Origin of the sequence: Halorubrum saccharovorum DSM 1137, from assembly GCF_000337915.1 — an archaeon.
GTDB classification, from domain to species: domain Archaea; phylum Halobacteriota; class Halobacteria; order Halobacteriales; family Haloferacaceae; genus Halorubrum; species Halorubrum saccharovorum.
The window spans coordinates 1-16,097 of sequence record NZ_AOJE01000026.1 but is presented as its reverse complement, the minus strand read 5'-3'; the positions used below and the strand labels follow the sequence as shown (position 1 = coordinate 16,097).

General features: G+C 70.6%; 17 protein-coding genes. 9 read left to right on the top strand and 8 right to left on the bottom strand.

What is annotated here, in order from left to right; genetic code table 11:
• Nucleotides 1-35: 35 nt before the first annotated feature.
• Nucleotides 36-1,649 carry a methyl-accepting chemotaxis protein gene (locus tag C471_RS07970; RefSeq protein WP_004047911.1) on the bottom strand — a complete coding sequence of 538 codons (1,614 nt, stop codon included), beginning with the start codon at nucleotides 1,647-1,649 and terminating at the stop codon, nucleotides 36-38.
• A 176-nt stretch (nucleotides 1,650-1,825) separates the two neighbouring features.
• Here C471_RS07970 and C471_RS07965 point away from each other — a divergent pair, with 176 nt between their 5' ends.
• The 4 genes from C471_RS07965 (at nucleotide 1,826) to C471_RS07950 (ending at nucleotide 6,593) form a co-directional block, all read left to right on the top strand.
• A complete protein-coding gene (locus tag C471_RS07965) occupies nucleotides 1,826-3,679 on the top strand; it encodes an excinuclease ABC subunit C (protein ID WP_004047910.1) in 1,854 nt (617 codons plus the stop codon).
• A 127-nt stretch (nucleotides 3,680-3,806) separates the two neighbouring features.
• Nucleotides 3,807-4,400, top strand: coding sequence for a hypothetical protein (locus C471_RS07960; protein ID WP_152421846.1), 594 nt, complete (start codon nucleotides 3,807-3,809; stop codon nucleotides 4,398-4,400).
• 113 nt (nucleotides 4,401-4,513) lie between these two features.
• Nucleotides 4,514-5,146, top strand: coding sequence for an RNA 2',3'-cyclic phosphodiesterase (gene thpR, locus C471_RS07955; protein WP_004047903.1), 633 nt, complete (start codon nucleotides 4,514-4,516; stop codon nucleotides 5,144-5,146).
• 121 nt (nucleotides 5,147-5,267) lie between these two features.
• Nucleotides 5,268-6,593: a HEAT repeat domain-containing protein gene (locus C471_RS07950; protein WP_004047901.1), complete on the top strand. Its 1,326-nt coding sequence runs from the start codon at nucleotides 5,268-5,270 to the stop codon at nucleotides 6,591-6,593.
• Between the two features lie 33 nt (nucleotides 6,594-6,626).
• Here C471_RS07950 and C471_RS07945 read toward each other — a convergent pair whose 3' ends face one another.
• Together C471_RS07945 and C471_RS07940 are read right to left on the bottom strand one after the other, a co-directional pair.
• Complete coding sequence (locus tag C471_RS07945; RefSeq protein WP_049909120.1) at nucleotides 6,627-7,457, bottom strand: DUF7504 family protein; 831 nt, start codon at nucleotides 7,455-7,457, stop codon at nucleotides 6,627-6,629.
• A gap of 49 nt (nucleotides 7,458-7,506) precedes the next feature.
• Entirely contained in the window at nucleotides 7,507-8,838 is a 1,332-nt protein-coding gene (locus C471_RS07940; RefSeq protein WP_004047897.1) for a hemolysin family protein, read from the bottom strand.
• Nucleotides 8,839-9,064: 226 nt separating this feature from the next.
• On the opposite strand from C471_RS07940, the gene serA reads away from it, so the two are divergent.
• A complete protein-coding gene (serA, locus tag C471_RS07935; protein ID WP_004047887.1) occupies nucleotides 9,065-10,669 on the top strand; it encodes a phosphoglycerate dehydrogenase in 1,605 nt (534 codons plus the stop codon).
• A gap of 7 nt (nucleotides 10,670-10,676) precedes the next feature.
• On the opposite strand, the gene C471_RS07930 is transcribed toward serA, so the two are convergent.
• From C471_RS07930 to upp, 4 genes are all read right to left on the bottom strand, one after another.
• Nucleotides 10,677-11,021 carry a type II toxin-antitoxin system VapC family toxin gene (locus C471_RS07930; RefSeq protein WP_004047885.1) on the bottom strand — a complete coding sequence of 115 codons (345 nt, stop codon included), beginning with the start codon at nucleotides 11,019-11,021 and terminating at the stop codon, nucleotides 10,677-10,679.
• 104 nt (nucleotides 11,022-11,125) lie between these two features.
• The gene (gene thrC / locus C471_RS07925; protein WP_004047883.1) at nucleotides 11,126-12,409 is read right to left on the bottom strand and encodes a threonine synthase; all 1,284 of its coding nucleotides are present in this window, start codon (nucleotides 12,407-12,409) and stop codon (nucleotides 11,126-11,128) included.
• A 90-nt stretch (nucleotides 12,410-12,499) separates the two neighbouring features.
• Nucleotides 12,500-12,718, bottom strand: a complete 219-nt coding sequence (locus tag C471_RS07920) for a DUF7569 family protein (RefSeq protein ID WP_004047880.1) — start codon at nucleotides 12,716-12,718, stop codon at nucleotides 12,500-12,502.
• Nucleotides 12,719-12,819: 101 nt separating this feature from the next.
• On the bottom strand, nucleotides 12,820-13,497 hold the full coding sequence (gene upp, locus C471_RS07915; RefSeq protein ID WP_004047879.1) for a uracil phosphoribosyltransferase: 678 nt from the start codon (nucleotides 13,495-13,497) through the stop codon (nucleotides 12,820-12,822).
• 173 nt (nucleotides 13,498-13,670) lie between these two features.
• Between upp and C471_RS07910 the strand changes: the two genes are divergently transcribed.
• Nucleotides 13,671-13,877, top strand: coding sequence for a hypothetical protein (locus C471_RS07910; RefSeq protein WP_049909133.1), 207 nt, complete (start codon nucleotides 13,671-13,673; stop codon nucleotides 13,875-13,877).
• Nucleotides 13,878-13,890: 13 nt separating this feature from the next.
• Here the strand turns inward: C471_RS07910 and C471_RS07905 are convergent, their stop codons facing one another.
• Nucleotides 13,891-14,271, bottom strand: a complete 381-nt coding sequence (locus C471_RS07905) for a cupin domain-containing protein (RefSeq protein ID WP_004047877.1) — start codon at nucleotides 14,269-14,271, stop codon at nucleotides 13,891-13,893.
• Between the two features lie 185 nt (nucleotides 14,272-14,456).
• Between C471_RS07905 and C471_RS07900 the strand changes: the two genes are divergently transcribed.
• From C471_RS07900 to C471_RS07890, 3 genes are all read left to right on the top strand, one after another.
• Nucleotides 14,457-15,143 (top strand): DUF5828 family protein, encoded by a 687-nt coding sequence (locus C471_RS07900; RefSeq protein ID WP_004047876.1) that lies wholly within the window; start codon nucleotides 14,457-14,459, stop codon nucleotides 15,141-15,143.
• A gap of 94 nt (nucleotides 15,144-15,237) precedes the next feature.
• Nucleotides 15,238-15,480 carry a hypothetical protein gene (locus tag C471_RS07895; RefSeq protein ID WP_004047875.1) on the top strand — a complete coding sequence of 81 codons (243 nt, stop codon included), beginning with the start codon at nucleotides 15,238-15,240 and terminating at the stop codon, nucleotides 15,478-15,480.
• Nucleotides 15,481-15,569: 89 nt separating this feature from the next.
• Nucleotides 15,570-15,947 (top strand): helix-turn-helix domain-containing protein, encoded by a 378-nt coding sequence (locus tag C471_RS07890; RefSeq protein ID WP_004047874.1) that lies wholly within the window; start codon nucleotides 15,570-15,572, stop codon nucleotides 15,945-15,947.
• Nucleotides 15,948-16,097: the final 150 nt, after the last annotated feature.

The window sequence follows — 16,097 nt, the reverse complement described above, 5'->3', positions numbered from 1 at the left end:
GAGAACCGCGCAGCGCCGCGCGGTTCCGGCGGGGGCTACTGCCGTCCCGTCTGTTTCGCGTCGAGTCGCTCGACGCGGGTGATCAGCTCGTCGACGGCGACCTCCTGGTCGTCGGTGGCGTCGACGATGCGGTCGGTCGCCTCCTCGGTGCGGTCGGAGCGCTCGCGGACCGCCTCCAGCGACGAGGTGAGCTCCTCGACGGTGGCGGCCTGATCGTCCGTGGTTCGGGCGACCTCGGCGACGCCAGCGGCGGCCTCGTCGACCGCGTCGGCGATCTCCTCGAGGGAGTCGAGCACCGTCTCGATCTCCGTGCCTGCGTCCTCGATGCGGTCGTGCGAGCGCTCGACCGCGGTGCTCGTCTCGTCGGACTGCGCCTGTAGCTCCGCGAGGCTCTCCGTGATCTCCTCGGTGTAGCCGCGGGTCTCGTCGGCGAGCTTCTTCACCTCCTCGGCGACGACCGCGAAGCCGTCGCCGCCCTCCCCGGCGCGGGCGGCCTCGATGTTGGCGTTGAGCGCGAGCAGGTTCGTCTGCTCGGCCACGTCGGAGATGACCTCGATGACCTCCTCGATGTCGTCCATGCGCTCGGAGAGCGCGCCGACGCTCTCGACGAGCTCGTCGCCGATCTCCACCACGTCCTCGGTCGCCTCGCGGGCGTCCTCGCTGGCGTCGAGCCCCTCGTCGGCGGCCTCGCTGGCCGCGACCGCGGCGGAGTCGACCTGGTCCGCCGTCGCGGCGACCTCCTCCATGCCGGCGGAGAAGGACTGCATCTCGGAGACGCTCTCCTCCAACAGCTCGTTCTGCTCGTCGACGTTCTGGGCGATGTCGGCGGCGGCCCCGCTCGCCTCCTGGACCGTCTGGTCGATCTGGCGGGCCTGCTCGTGGACGCTCTCGGAGAGGTCCTGGAGGTTCTCCGCCATCCGGTTGACGACGTCGATGACGCTCAACAGCTCCTCGTCGAGGATCTCGCACTCCTCGTGGCGGACGGCCCGCGCCTCGAGGTTCCCCTCGCCGATCGTCTCGGCGGTCTCTCGGACCTCGGTCACCAGCGTCTCCGTCGCGTCGCGCTGGTTGATGTTCTCCGTGCGATCGATGACGACCTCCGTCACGCCGACGAGCTCGTCGCCCTCGTAGAGGGGCGTCGCCGTGAACTCGATGTGTTTCTCGTCGCCGTGGCGGTCGATCATCGTGCTGGTGTCGCGGTAGCGGGTCTGCGACGAGTCGCAGCGCTCGACGCCGTACACATCGTCGGCGGTCTCCGGCGCGTCGAGAACCTTGTCGGCGAGGGTGTCGGCGCGCCGTCCGTCGGGGTAGAACAGCTCCGAGACGTGGCCGTGACCGACCGCGTCCTCGCGCTCGTTCCCGGTGAGCGACGCGATGGACTCGTTCCACTCGGCGACGTTCCCCTCCCGATCGAGAATGAACGTCGGAACGCCGGTCGAGTTGAACACCTGCTCGAGACCGGCAACGGCGAGCGTCCCGGCGCGGTCGTTCCCGCCTTCTTCCGTGATGTTGTACCCGTCCCCCCCGCTCTCGCTCGTCCCAGCCGCGCCGCCGGCGGCATCGTCCACGACGACCCCGCCGTCCGGGACCGACCGCGAGTCCCGATCCCGACCGAACGCGCGTCGGAGCAGCCCTCGAAGTCCCGTCATTTCTACGTGGGGCTCTCCCAAGCACCTAGATAAACCGTTTCCCCCGTTATTCACGATTGATAATTATTCGGTCGTCGGACGACCGAACGTCCCCCAAGACACGCCCGTAGGGACGACCGAACGTCCCCGAGACACGCCCGTAGCGTTCAAACGCGCGCGGCGGCTACTGGGATCCGATGGACGCCGACGCCGTGCGCGAGCGGGCCGCGGACCTCCCGACCGACCCCGGCGTGTACCAGTTCCGGACCGGGGAGACGACGCTGTACGTCGGCAAGGCGGTCGACCTCCGCGACCGCGTCAGGTCGTACGCCGACCCGCGATCGGGGCGGATCCGGGGGATGGTCGGGCGCGCCGACCGGATCGAGTTCGCGGTCACCGACACGGAGACGCAGGCGCTCCTCCTAGAGGCGAACCTGATAAAGCGGCTCCGACCGCGGTACAACGTCCGGCTGAAAGACGACAAGTCGTACCCGCTGGTCGCGATCACGGACCACCCCGTCCCGCGGATCGAGGTGACTCGCGACCCCGAGGAGGGCGCGGTCGCGTACGGCCCGTTCACCGACAAGGGCCGCGTGGACGCGGTCGTGAAGGCGATCCGCGACGAGTACCGCCTCCGCGGCTGCTCCGACCACAAGTACGCGAACCGCGACCGCCCCTGCCTCGACTACGAGATGGGGATCTGCTCGGCGCCCTGCACCGGCGAGATCGACCCCGAGAGCTACGCCGAGGACGTGGCGGCCGCCCGCCGGTTCTTCGAGGGCGAGACGGGCGTCCTCGCCGACCCCCTCCGGCGGCGGATGGAGGCCGCCGCCGAGAACGCGGAGTTCGAGCGCGCCGCGAACCTCCGGGACCGCCTCGAAGCGGTCGAGGCGTTCCACGGCGAGGGCGGCGAGGCCGTGAGCGATCGCACCGACGACCGCACCGTCGACGTGCTCGCGGCCGCCGTCGAGGGCGACACCGCCCGCGTCGCCCGGCTCCACAGCGAGCGCGGCCAGCTGGTCGACCGCAGTCGACACCAGTTGGACGCGGCGGCGGTGGGGGACGACGACGGGGTGGTGGACGGCGAAGCGGCGGACGGCGAGGCGGCGGACGACGAGGCGGCGGACGACGAGGCGGCGGACGGCGAAGCGGATGAGAATACCCCCGCCGACCCGGACGCCAACACGCCCGCCGCCGTCCTCTCGGCGTTCCTCGCGCAGTACTACGCCGAGCGGGAGTTCCCGGACGCGGTCCTCCTCGCCGAGCGTCCCTCGGACCCGGACGTGGTCGCCTGGCTGGAGGCGGAGGGTGTCTCGGTCCGCGTCCCCGGCGCCGGCCGCGAGGCGAAGCTCGTCGAACTCGCCCTGAAGAACGCCCGCAAGCGCGGCGGACGCGACGATCCGGTCGGCGCGCTCGGCGACCGGCTCGGGATCGACCGCCCCGCCCGGATCGAGGGGTTCGACGTGAGCCACGCGCAGGGGACCGCCGTGGTCGGCTCCGACGTGTGCTTCGTCGACGGGAGCGCGGAGACGAGCGACTACCGCCGGAAGAAGCTCACCGACCGCAACGACGACTACGCGAACATGCGCGAGCTGGTCCGGTGGCGCGCCGAGCGCGCGGTCGCCGGCGAGGACGACCGCCCGGACCCCGACCTCCTCCTGATCGACGGGGGCGAGGGACAGCTCGGAGCCGCCCGCGACGCGCTCGCGGAGACCGGCTGGGACGTTCCCGTCGTCGCCCTGGCGAAGGCCGAGGAGCTGGTGGTGACCCCGACCGGAACCCGAAAATGGCCCGACGACGCGCCCGAACTGCACCTGCTCCAGCGCGTCCGCGACGAGGCGCACCGCTTCGCCGTCTCTTACCACCAGACCGTCCGCGACGAGGTCGCGACGGTCCTCGACGACGTGCCCGGCGTCGGCCCCCAGACCCGCCGCCGGCTCCTGCGCCGGTTCGGCTCCGTCGAGAACGTGCGCGAGGCCTCGTACGACGACCTCACCGACGTCGACGGCGTCGGCGAGGCGACCGCCGAGACGCTCCGGGAGCGCCTGTAGCGGGGTGAGGGGCGCACCGAGCCCCTGACGAACACCGATCACCGAGCCTCCCGAAGGCGGTCCGCTCGACGCGTGCGGGGCGTTCTTTCACCGAAGTTACTTATTGGTGTGTCGAGAAGTTCGCCGCATGTCTTCGCCCTCCTCTACTCGACCGCTCAAGCGCTATTCGGTCCCGCTGGCCGTGTTCGCCATGGTGGCGGTCGCCGCCCTCCTCGTGCCCCCGATCGTCATGGCCGAGGCGACTTCGCGGACGTACGCCCTGACCGCGGCGATCCTCATCCTCGCCGTCGGCTCCGCGTTCCCGTACGCGGTGGTCGTCGCGCTGGGAACGCTCCCGCTCTGTTACGCCGGCGTCGCGAGCTTCGCGGCACCGCGGCCGGCGGCCGACGAGCCGCATCCCTTCTCGGCCGTCGCGGCCCTCCGGCACGCCGTCGCCGGGTTCGCGTACGTCTCGGGGTCGGCCGCGGTCGGCGCCATCGGGATCGGGACTCAGATCGGACTGACGAGCGATCTCTCGGCGATACCGGCGGCGTTCCGGCCGTCATTCCTGCATCTCGGCGGCGTGCTCGTCGCCGCGGTCTTCGTCTCGCTGCAGCTGTGGCGGTACGAGGCGCCCGTCGGCGAGCTCCCCGCGCGCACGGTCGTCGGGACGGTGGCCCTCGGAGCCTCCGTCGCGCTGTCGCCGGCCGTCGCCTTCTGGGTGTTCAACGGGGGATTCTGAGGGCCGGCGCCGGCGGGCGCTCCCCGCTCCTCGGCCCCCGTGCCCACGGCCGAGCCGACGATCCGGTCTCCACCGCACACTTATCAACGACCTCTCGCAATCTCCGGCCGTCCATGCGCGCGTTCTTCGCCGTCGACCTCCCCGACCGTCTCGCCCCCGCCGTCGCGGAGGCGCAGGCCGCGTTCGCGGACGCGGCGGGACTGACCGCCGTCGACCCTCGGCAGGCGCACGTCACGCTGAAGTTCTTGGGAGAAATCGGCGGGGGCGACGAGACGCCCGCCGCCGACGAGCCCGCCGACGAGATGCCCGCCGACGAGACGCCCGCCGCCGACGAGCCCGCTCCCGTGCTCGACGACGTGATCGCGGCCGGCGAGCGCGCGGTCGAGGCCGCCGAAGTCGACTCCTTCGAGTGTGCAGTCAGGGGTTTCGGCGTCTTCCCGAGCCTCGACTACATCTCGGTCGTCTGGGCCGGCGTCGCCGCGGGGAGCGCGGAGCTGACCGCGCTCCACGAGGCCCTCGAAGCGGAGACGACCGCGCTCGGGGTCGATCCCGAGGACCACGAGTTCAGCCCGCACGTTACGCTCGCCCGGATGAACGACGCCCGGGGGAAGGGGTTGGTGCGGGAGGCCGTCCGCGAGCGCCGCCCAGAGATCGGCCGGTTCGAGGTCGACAACGTCCGGCTGGTGAAGTCGACGCTGACGAGCGAGGGCCCGGAGTACGAAACCGTCGCGTCGTTCGAGCTCTAGCGGCCGCCCCCGACGCTCGCGAGGCCGACGCCCGCGGGGCGAGAGCGATCGGCGGCGACGTTCTCGGCTGTGATACTCACGGGGGCACGTTTAATCGCGGGGGGATCCCGAGAGTAGACAGATGGCTGACGACTCTCGACCGGACCGAACCGGCGGCGAGCGCCCGCAAGCGTTCGCCCTCCTCGACGAGGGCAACGACGCGGCGACCCGGCTGGAGGGCGTCGAGGCGCTCGGGACGCCGTCGAGTTCGATGGCGGGCAGCGAACGCCGGATCGCCGACCGGCTGCTGCGAGTCGTGCTCACCGACGAGGACGCGGCGGTCCGCGCGGCGGCGATCGACGCGCTGTACTTCCACGGCGACCGGTACGTCGACGAACTCGTCTCGCGCGTCGCGGCCGCTGTCCGGCGCCGCGACAGCGGCGACGACCCCGCTGCCGTGTTCGCCCGGTGGCTCACGAGCGACCACGCCGCGTATCGGATGGTCGGCGCGACCGGGCTGGGCGCGGCGGGATCCGAGGATCTGCGGGGCGCGCCGGAGGCGGCGTCGCCTCCGAACGCGGCGGGCCCCCCGAGCGCGGCGGGATATCCGGACGCGACCGCCCGGCTCCGAGAGGCGTTCGACGACGGCGACGCGCGGGTGCGGGCCCGGGCGGTGCGGTCGTACGCCGCTCTCGGCGGCGATCGCATCGCCCCGATTCGGCCGCTGTTGCGGGCGCCGAACGCGCTCGTCCGGCCCGCCGCCGTCGACGCGCTGGTGTCGATCGGGACGCCCGACGCGACGGACCTGCTGGCGACCGCGGCCGACAACGGGAGCGACCGCCTCCGGGAGACCGTCGTCGAGCGGCTTCGAGACTTGGACCGCCCCGAGTCGGCGGCGGTTCTGCTCGACGCGCTGCGGGACCCCTCGCCCGCGGTGCGGCGCGCCGCGGCGGCGTCGCTGTCGCGGCTCGTCGCGGCGGGCGACGCGGTTCGGGGCCGAGAGGTCCGCGAGCGGCTGGTGACCGACCGACCCCTCCGGAGCGACGCGGACGACGGCGCGCTCGCGCGACTGCTCTACGAGGTCGCGTCCGACGAGGGGGTCGACGGCGTCACCTCGGCGACCGCGCGGCACGCGATGTGGCTGTGCTGCGAACTCATCGAGCACGACGAGGGAGGTTCGGAGTCGGGTCGGACCGCCGTCTCGCGGCTGATCGACGCGCTCGCGCACGACGACCCCTACGTCGCCGACATCGCGGCCGCCTACCTGCCGCGGCTCGACGCGACCGAACTCGAACGCGAGGCGCGCGCGCTCGCCGCCGACGCCGAGGCCGACCCGGACGCGAGGGAGCGTGCGCGGTCGGTCCTCCGGCGACTCAAGCGACAGACGGCGGCGTCGGCCGCTGACCGGTCGATCGAGTACACCTACGTGCGGCGGCCGGCGGACTACACGGAGAAGCACGCGGAGTAGACGGCCGCGCTGGCGGGCGACGGTACGCGCCCCTCATCCCCGCCGCACGAACCGCCCGTCCTCCGCCGCGACCTTCAGATCGATCTCGTCGTCGAGGAAGTTCAGTACCGTGGAGACGTTCGGGTCCGCGTCGGCGTCGACGTACAGCTGGAGGACGCCGCCGTCGTCGTCGAGTCGGGTCGAGAGCATCCGGACGAAGTCGCAGGCGGTCCGGAGGTCGAACGAGCGCACGATCTCGTGGAACACGCTCACCTCTACGGAGATCGCGTCCCCCGCCTCCCGGTTGGCGTCGATGATCCGCGACACCGTCTCGCCGAGTTCGTCCGGGCCGAGCCGGGGGTCGAGCTCGACGACCTCGATGGGGATCTCGGAGAAGTCGAGGTCGGGGGCCTCCTCGAACGGGTACGCCTCCGTGCTGACGACGACGGTCCGGCGCGGCCAGCCGTTCAGCTCCTCGTGGAGCAGGCGAACGGTCCGCTCCGGGTTCGCCGTGACCGCGATCACCAGGTCGCCGGCGGCGTGGAAGTGGGCGCGGAGCGCGTCCGCGTCCGCGCTGTCGACGGGCGCGGCGACCTGCACGGTCCCGTCCCGCGAGACGCCGTCGGCGATGTGAACGCCCTCCTCGATCCGGTCGGCGACGTGCTCGTGGAGGTGCGTTTTGAACTCCTCGACCGCGCCGTCGGTGTCGTAGGCCGTCTTCGTCGTCGCGCAGTACGGGCAGTCCCACGTCGTCCGAAAGTCCGACCGGCTGACGGCCTCTGAGTGGTGCGCGAGCAGGTGCGAGCCGATGACTTCGCGCATCGACGCCCGGTCCGGCGTCCACGCGACGAACCCGCACCGGTCGCACCCCCATCGAGACATCATGATCGAGAACGTACCTCGTCAGATTCCGGCGACGAATATGTATGTTGTGTTACGAGAAATCGGCGGACGAGCCCGACTCGGCGCCGTCGCCGTCGGTGGACTCGGTCCCCGATCCGCCGTCGACTTTGCTCTCGATCTCCGGGTGCTCGATCCGGACTCGGGTCACCCGCGTCGCGGTCGCGCCCGCGACCGCGAGCGTCACGTCGCCGATCTCGACGCGGTCGCCCTCGGCCGGGATCCGCCCGAGGCGCTGCGTGATCAGCCCCGCGACGGTCTCTGCCCCCCCGTCGATCGGGAGGGTCAGCCCGAGCGTCTCGTTGAGGTGCGCGACGGTCGTCCACCCTCGCGCGACCGCGGCGTCGGACGCGACCACGTCGACGTGGTCGGTCTCCCACCGCCCGACCAGCTCGCCGACGACCTCCTCGACCACGTCTTCCAGGGTCACGATCCCCACCACTGCGCCGAACTCGTCGACGACGACCGCCATCCGGAGGTCGCTCGTCCGCATCGTCGCGAACAGCTCGTCGACCGGCTGCGTCTCCGGGACGAAGATCGGCTCGCGGAGCGCGCTCGCGAGGGACTCCCCGCGCTCGTCGGCGGCGACCGCGTCGCGCAGGTCGACGACGCCGACCACGTCGTCGCGGTTCTCGCCGTACACCGGCATCCGCGTGACGCCCTCCGCGGCGGCGGTCGAGACCGCTTCGGCCGGCGTGGCGGTGTCGGGCAGCGCGACCATGTCGGTGCGGGGGACCATCACCGCCGACACCCGGAGCGACTCCAGCTCGAGGACGCCGCGGATCATCGCGCCCTCGTCCGCGTCGAGCGCGCCCGCCGCCTCGCCCGAGAGCACGAGCGTCTCGATCTCCTCGCGCGTGAGGTACGACTCGATGTCGGACTCGCCGCCGGTAAAGCGGTTGACGACTCCGGAGAGCGCCTCGAAGACGTACAGCACGGGACGGATGACGCGCTGAATCGCGACCACTGGACGGGAGACGCGGAGCGCGTGCTTCTCGGCGTTCGCCACCGCGTAGGACTTCGGCGCGATCTCGCCGAAGACGATGACGAAGACGCTCGTGACGAGCGTCGATCCCGTGGCCGCCTCGCCGCCAGAGAAGCCGAACCGGACGAACACCGCGGTCGCGACCGAGGCGGCCGCGATGTTCGCGACGTTGTTGCTCACTAACGCGGTGACGAGGAAGCGGTGCGAATCGGCCCGCAGCGCCGACAGCGCCCGCGCACCGGGCACGTCGGCGGCGAGCAGCGAGTCGACGCGGTGGATCGGAACCGAGAAGACGGCCAGCTCGGAGCTGGAGAAGAAGGCGCTGATCCCCGTCAACACGAGGATGGCGGCCACGCCGGCGAACGCGATCGTGATGTCCATACCCGACCAAGCGTCCGGATATAAAAGGCAGTACCGCCGGGTGGCGGACCCGCCGACCGCTCTCGGTCCGGACTGACGCCGGAACCGAACCTCGACGATACGTACCCACAAACGAGAGGGTTCCACCCGAAATAAAGGGGTTGAATACACACGATCGAGGATCGTCTCCCCGGCAAAACGAAGCGATGAGGAAAGGGTTAACCTCGCGCCGCCGGTGAAAACGCGCATGAAGGTACTCGTGACCGACCCCATCGCAGACGCGGGGTTGGACCGACTCCGAGACGCCGGCCACGAGGTCGTAACTGACTACGAGGTCGAGGGCGACGGGCTGCTCGACGCCGTGAGCGACGCCAACGCGCTCATCGTCCGCTCCGGGACCGACGTGAACGAGGCGGTCTTCGAGGCCGCCTCCGAGCTCGTCATCGTCGGCCGCGCCGGCATCGGCGTCGACAACATCGACATCGAGGCCGCCACCGACCACGGCGTCATCGTCGCCAACGCGCCCGAGGGGAACGTCCGGGCCGCCGCCGAGCACACGGTCGCGATGACGTTCGCCGTCGCGCGCTCGATCCCGCAGGCGCACGGTCGCCTCCTCGGCGGCGAGTGGGCGAAAGGCGAGTTCCTCGGCACCGAGGTGAACAACAAGACGCTCACCATCGTCGGCCTCGGCCGCGTCGGCCAGGAGGTCGCGAAGCGGCTCGACTCGCTCGGGATGGACCTGGTCGTCTACGACCCGTACATCTCCGAGGAGCGCGCCGACCGCCTCGGCGCCGAACTGGTCGAGGACCTCCACGAGGCGCTCGCGCGCGGCGACTTCGCGACGGTCCACACCCCGCTCCTCCCCGAGACCGAGGGGATGATCGGCGAGGACGAGCTGGCCCAGCTGGAGGGCGGCTACCTCATCAACTGCGCCCGCGGCGGCATCGTCGACGAGGACGCGCTCGCGGAGGCCGTCGACGACGGCGTCCTCGCGGGCGCCGCGCTCGATTCGTTCGCCGAGGAGCCCCTCTCGCAGGACTCGCCGCTGCTCGACGTCGAGGAGATCGTCGTGACGCCTCACCTCGGCGCCTCGACGGAGGCCGCACAGGAGAACGTCGCGGTCGACACCGCGGAGGCGGTGCTCTCGGCGTTCGACGACGAGCCCGTCCTGACCGCGCTCAACGCGCCCTCGGTCGACGAGACGGCGTTCCCGCGGATCAAGCCGTACATCGCCGTCGCCGAGACCGCCGGGAAGGTCGCCGCGCAGCTGCTCGACGGCCGGATCACGGAAGTGGAGGCGACCTACGAGGGCGACATCGCCGCGGAGGACGTGGAACTGGTCACCGCGAGCGCGCTGAAGGGCGTGTTCGAGCCGCTGGAGTGGCAGGTGAACGCGGTGAACGCGCCCCGGCTCGCCGAGGAGCGCGGCATCGAGGTCACCGAGTCGAAGACCCGTCAGACCGAGGACTTCCAGAGTCTGGTGCGCGTCACCGTCCACAACGGCGAGGACTCGATCGCTGTCGAGGGTACCCTGTTCGCTGGCGAGGACCCGCGGATCGTCCGGATCGACGGGTTCCGCGTCGACGCGGTCCCGTACGGCCACATGTTGGTCGCGCGCAACACCGACGAGCCGGGCGTCATCGGTCTCATCGGCACCGTGCTCGGCGACCACGACGTGAACATCGCCGGGATGTACAACGCCCGCGAGACGCAGGGGGGCGAGGCGCTCACCGTCTACAACCTCGACCAGGACGTGCCCGACGAGGCCATCGAGGCCCTGCTCGCCGACGACCGGATCGTCGAGGTCACCGAGATCACGCTCGACGAGGCCGAGGAGCGGCAGGCCGAGTAGGCGTCGATCAGTATTCGGCGACCGGGACGAATCGCTCGAAGTCGTCGACGTTTCGGGTAACGACGGTCATTCCTTCGGCCTCGGCGACTCCAGCGATGAGCAGGTCTGCGGTGGCAGCGTCGACGGCTCGCCTCGTGTGATCGTCGGAGCGGTACAGTTCCGCCCCGAAACCGCTCGCCGAAACTGCGTGTTCGCTCCTAACCGGGAGCACGTCGAGCCAGTCGAACGCCGCCGAGAGGGCCTGTGAATCGAACGTGTCATTCAAACGCTGGCCGACCGCGACTTCCTTGTAGTTCATCGCGGTCGTCGCGAACTCGTCTTCCTCGTGTGCTTCGAGGGTCTTGGTGGACATCTTGTGTTTGTGTATGTGTTTGTGTGTAAAAGGTAGCGGGCGGGGGAGGAAGGTGGAGAGAAGCGTCCGGGGACGCCCTGATTACTCGCGCAGGCCGATCACGATCAGTCGCGTAAGTGCTCGACGACCGCGTCCACGTCGTTCGGCACCGGCTCGGGGTCGCTCCCGGCCGCGTAGGCGGCGTCGGGGTCCTTTAAGAGGTGTCCCGTCGTCAGGCAGACGACCTGCTCGTCGTCGTCGACGACGCCCTCGCGGCGGAGCTTCCGGAGCCCGGCGAGGCTCGCGGCGGAGGCGGGCTCGACGCCGACGCCCTCCTCGGCGAGGTCGCGCTGCGCGTCGGTGATCGCCGAATCGCTCACGGCGACCGCCGTGCCGCCCGTGTTCCGGATCCCGGGGAGCGCCTTCGGGGCGTTGACCGGGTTGCCGATGCGGATCGCGGTCGCTCGCGTCTCGACCTCCTCCCAGCGGCGGACCTCGTCGTTCCCCTCCTCGATCGCCTCGACCATCGGGGCGGCGCCTTCGGCCTGCACGCCGGTCAGCTTGGGGACCTCGTCGACGGCGAGCGCGCCCGACTGGACCAGTTCGCGGAACGCCTTGTACAGCGCCGCGGTGTTGCCCGCGTTGCCGACGGGGAGGACGATCCGGTCCGGGAAGTCGCCGTAGTCGTCGCGGAACTCCTCTAAGATCTCGAAGCCGATCGTCTTCTGGCCCTCCAGGCGGAACGGGTTCAGGGAGTTGAGCAGGTACGCCTCGCCGCGGGCGGCGAGCTCCTGCACGATGTCGAGGCAGGCGTCGAAGTTGCCGGCGACCTCCAGGATGCGTGCGCCGTGGAGGCTCGCCTGCGCGATCTTCCCCGCCGCGACCTTCCCCTCCGGGAGGAGCACGAGCGTCTCCATCCCCCCGCGACCGCCGTACGCCGCGAGCGCGGCGGAGGTGTTGCCGGTGGAGGCGCAGGCGAGCGCGCCGACGCCCAGCTCCTCGGCGACACGGACGCCGACGGTCATCCCGCGGTCCTTGAACGAGCCGGTGGGGTTCATCCCCTCGTGTTTGATCCGGAGCGCGTCGACGCCGACCGCCTCCTCGATGCGGGGGACGCGGTGGAGCGGGGTGTCGCCCTCGGGGAGCGTCACGCCCAGATCGAAGGGGAGCGCCTCGCGGTAGCGCCAGACGCCGCGGTCGGGGCCCTCGGAGGGAGCGCCCGCGCCGAACTCGTCGAACGTCGGCGGGTCGTCGTACCGGACTTCGAGCAGGCCGTCGCACTCGTCGCAGGTGTAGCGGACCGCCTCGAAGGGGGCGAACGTCTCGTCACACTCGATGCAGGCGAGCCACGTCCCGTCGTCGGCGCAGTCGGGCGCCGCCGGGGTCGGGGCGTCGATGGCGAGATCCATTACGTCGCCGTCCGTGCCGCCGCGGCTTAAGACGGGCGGTCGGGACGGACGTTGCCGTGCGGGTACCGAAGAGCGGACGACCCCGGTCGCTCAGTCGACGATGATCTCCGAGCTGTCGCTGTCGTCGCCGTCGGGTCCGGAGCCGAGCCGGTCCTGGTAGCGCTGGATCCAGTCGGCGAAGCAGTCGGGACAGAGCCGCTGGGTGTCGATGTTCGCCCGGTCGACGCTCAGCCGGACGGTGCGCGCGAGCGCGTCCGTGGTGGGGTCGCCGCAGCCGTCGCAGGGCTCGGTCGTCGGCGCGTCGCTCATACGCATCGGTCGCGCGGGCGACTCTTAAAAGTACGTCGGCGGTCGGTCGTCGTCGCGGTCGGTCGCCGTCGCGGTCGGTCGCCGTCGCGGTCGCCTCAACCTCAGACCGTCCGGAACGCGCGGTCGCCGGCGTCGCCGAGCCCGGGGAGGATGAACCCGTCGTCGTCGAGGCGGTCGTCGATGGCGACCGTCAGCAGGTCGGCCTCGGGCACCGACTCGCTCACGCGGACGAGCCCGTCGGGCGCGGAGACCGCCGAGAGGACGAACAGGTCCTCGAAGTCGCCGGCCTCGTCGAGGACGTGGTCGAGGACGGCGCACATCGTCGAGCCGGTGGCGAGCATCGGGTCGGCGACGATAACGGTGTCCTCGGGCCGGATCTCGGGGAGCTTCACGTAGTCGATGGTGATCGGGAACTCGCCGTCGGCGGTCATCCCGGCCTCCTCGTCGCGGCCGGCGGAGATGACGCCCTGCTTCGCGCGCGGGAACGCCTTGAGGAGCCCCTCGACGAACGGGGTCGCCGCCCGGAGGACGTTGATGATGACCACGTCGTCGAGCCCCTTCACGCGCTCGCCGGTGGTCTCCTCTAAGGGGGTCTCCACCGGGACGTACTCCGTCTCCATCGCGCCGTCGATGATCTCGTAGCCGCAGATCCGGCCGAGCTTCACGAGGCCCTTCCGGAACGCGACCTGCTCGGTCTCGACGTCGCGGAGCCGCGAGAGGGTGTCCTTCGCCAGCGCGTGCGTGATGAGGTGAGCGTCGTCGCGGTCTTCGATCGTCATTGTCGAAAGAAGCGCCGCGTTCGAGTTAAAAGATGACGAAACCAGGCGGTTCGGCGGACCGATCGGTCGGCGCGGGCGTCTCACTCCGCGGCGGCGCGGCCGCTGGAGCGCTCGACGCCGAGCGATCGGCGGAAGCCGATACGTTGATACGTCGCGCCCGCCGACCGCGGACCATGTTCCAGTACGTGTCCGCAGTGGGGATCGCCGCGACCGTCATGACCCTCCTCATGGTCATCGCGATGCTGTATCTCGTCTGGGGCTCAGTCGGCAACAGCGTCCACACTCCCAGCCCCGACGACAGCGACCAGCCCGAACTCGACGAAGGCGCCGACGCGGACGAGACGACGGGCGAGCTCGCAGCCGACGGCAACTCGGCCTGACCGGTTCGCGCTTTCACTCTTCTGTCGGGTCGTAGGCGACTGCATCGCCGTCGGCGGGCGGCGCGCCGATCGCGATCACGCTCACCGGACCGTCGGCGTCGGCGGGGTTGTACGCCCGCTGGGGACTCCCCGGGTCGACGACGAACAGACCGTCTGCGGGCACCTCGTAGGTCTCGTTCGGCGTCTCAACCGCGAGTGTCCCGTCGAGCACGTAGAACGCCTCCTGTTGGGTCTCGTGGTAGTGGTACGCCAGCGGAAGCTGTTCGCCCGGCTCCGCGCGGAACCGGTTGATCGCCGCCTCGTCGAGCCCGCCGGGTTCGGTGAGCTTCCGGCACTCGCAGGGGCGGTCGGGCTCCGGATCGACGGAATCCGTGTCGACGACGCGATATCCCATGGGAACTCATTCCACGGAGCGGGTAAAAAAAGGTCGTCGAGGCGCGCCCGGGCCGGACCCGAACCGGATTCGGGCTGGACTCGAACCGGATTCGGGCCGGACGCGGGACGACGCCGCGGCGCCGGGACTATTTCACCGTCAGTCGGAGAGACTTATACGCGTTCGTTTCGTACGGGGGGCAAGCGATGGAAGAGAGCATCTCCGGCTTCAAGGTGCGCGGAGACTGGGGTGACGTGGTCGAGCACGGCGAGCGGATCGCCTTGGCGCTCCGCGAGACGGGCGCCGACGGCGACGCGTTCTACGAGTTCGACGACTGGCGCCCGAAGTCCCACGAGCGCATCGACGAGGACGTGTCGGCGAAGACCGCCGAGCAGGCGTCCGTCGACCAGGGCGAGGGCGAACAGGCCGGGAAATCGCCCGGTGAAGACCTCCAGACGGCCGGCGAGAAGCTCACCGAGTCCTACGAGAAGGTCGAGGAGAACGACACCGAGAGCGCGATGGAGAGCTGGGGCGAGTCGATCGGCCACGTCGCCCGCGCGGCAGACTCCGCGAGCCGCAAGGCCCTCCGGAAGGTCGAGGACACGGTCTACCGGAAGGTGATGACCCAGATGGCGCCGTACTACTTCGACAACGAGCTCGTCAGTGCCAACATCCAGGAAGTCGGGCGCGGCGAGGACGGCGAGACGTTCGCCTTCGAGGTGAACGTCAACGACGACGAGCTGAAAGACGAGGTGAGCGACATCCTCGCCGACTACGAGTCCGAGATCGACCGCTGGCACGTCGAGACCGAGAAGCGGACCGACGACGTGGCCGCCGCCGAGGGAGTCGAGCCGCCGGAGGAGGAGGGCGGCCCGGACTCGACGATGACGTGACGTCGCCGACACACACGCGACTCGGCCGACACGCCGGTCTCCGACGCCGGCGGCACACGCACGGTTTTAATTCGGCCACACGCGAAGGGAGCCCATGAACGAGGTACTCCGGGTGGCGGCCGGCGAGCTGTCGGTCGACGAGATAATCGACGCCCTCAACGACGGACGACGGATCCTCGTCGACGTCGAGGTCGCCGGCGGCGACCACGAGGTCGTGCTCCGGTACGACGGGGAGACCTATCACTGCGACACGCCGACGAACCTCCACCGCCACAGCGACGAGTCGGGGATGCGCGGATGTATCCGTCGGATGGGATACGCCGCGAGCGACGACTGAGCCCCGGTGACCGACACCTCGACACCTCGACACCGCCGTCACGCGGGGCGGATGGCGACTTTTAACCCGAGCGCCGCCGAACGGCACCTATGAGCGATCCCGAGATCGAGGACCTCGTCGGCGACGTGTCTCCCTCCTTCGATCACGTGCTCTCCTGCGTGTTCGGCGTCCGGGACCACGAGAGCCGCACGTACCTGACGCTGCTCGATCATCCGGGGAGCACCGTCGCCGAACTCGCCGAGACCCTCGACCGGGACCGATCGAACGTGAATCGATCGCTGTCGACGCTGCGAGAGAAGGGGCTCGTCGAGCGGCGCCGTCGGCTGCTCGATTCGGGCGGGTACGTCTACCAGTACACCGCGATCCCGGTCCCGGAGGCGAAAGAGCGTCTCCACGACGCCCTAGACGAGTGGGTCGAGGGCGTTCACGCCGCGATCGACGCGTTCGACCCGGACGACCGGGAGTAACGCGTTACTCCTCGCCGCCGATGTCGTCCCCCTCGCACTTCTTCGTTTCTCCGGCGCTCCGTCACAGAGGAACAAGGAGGAAGCCCACGGCTTCAGCCGTGGGAGGAATCCGACAATACTCGTCACGAACCACGAGCGATAGCAACCTGA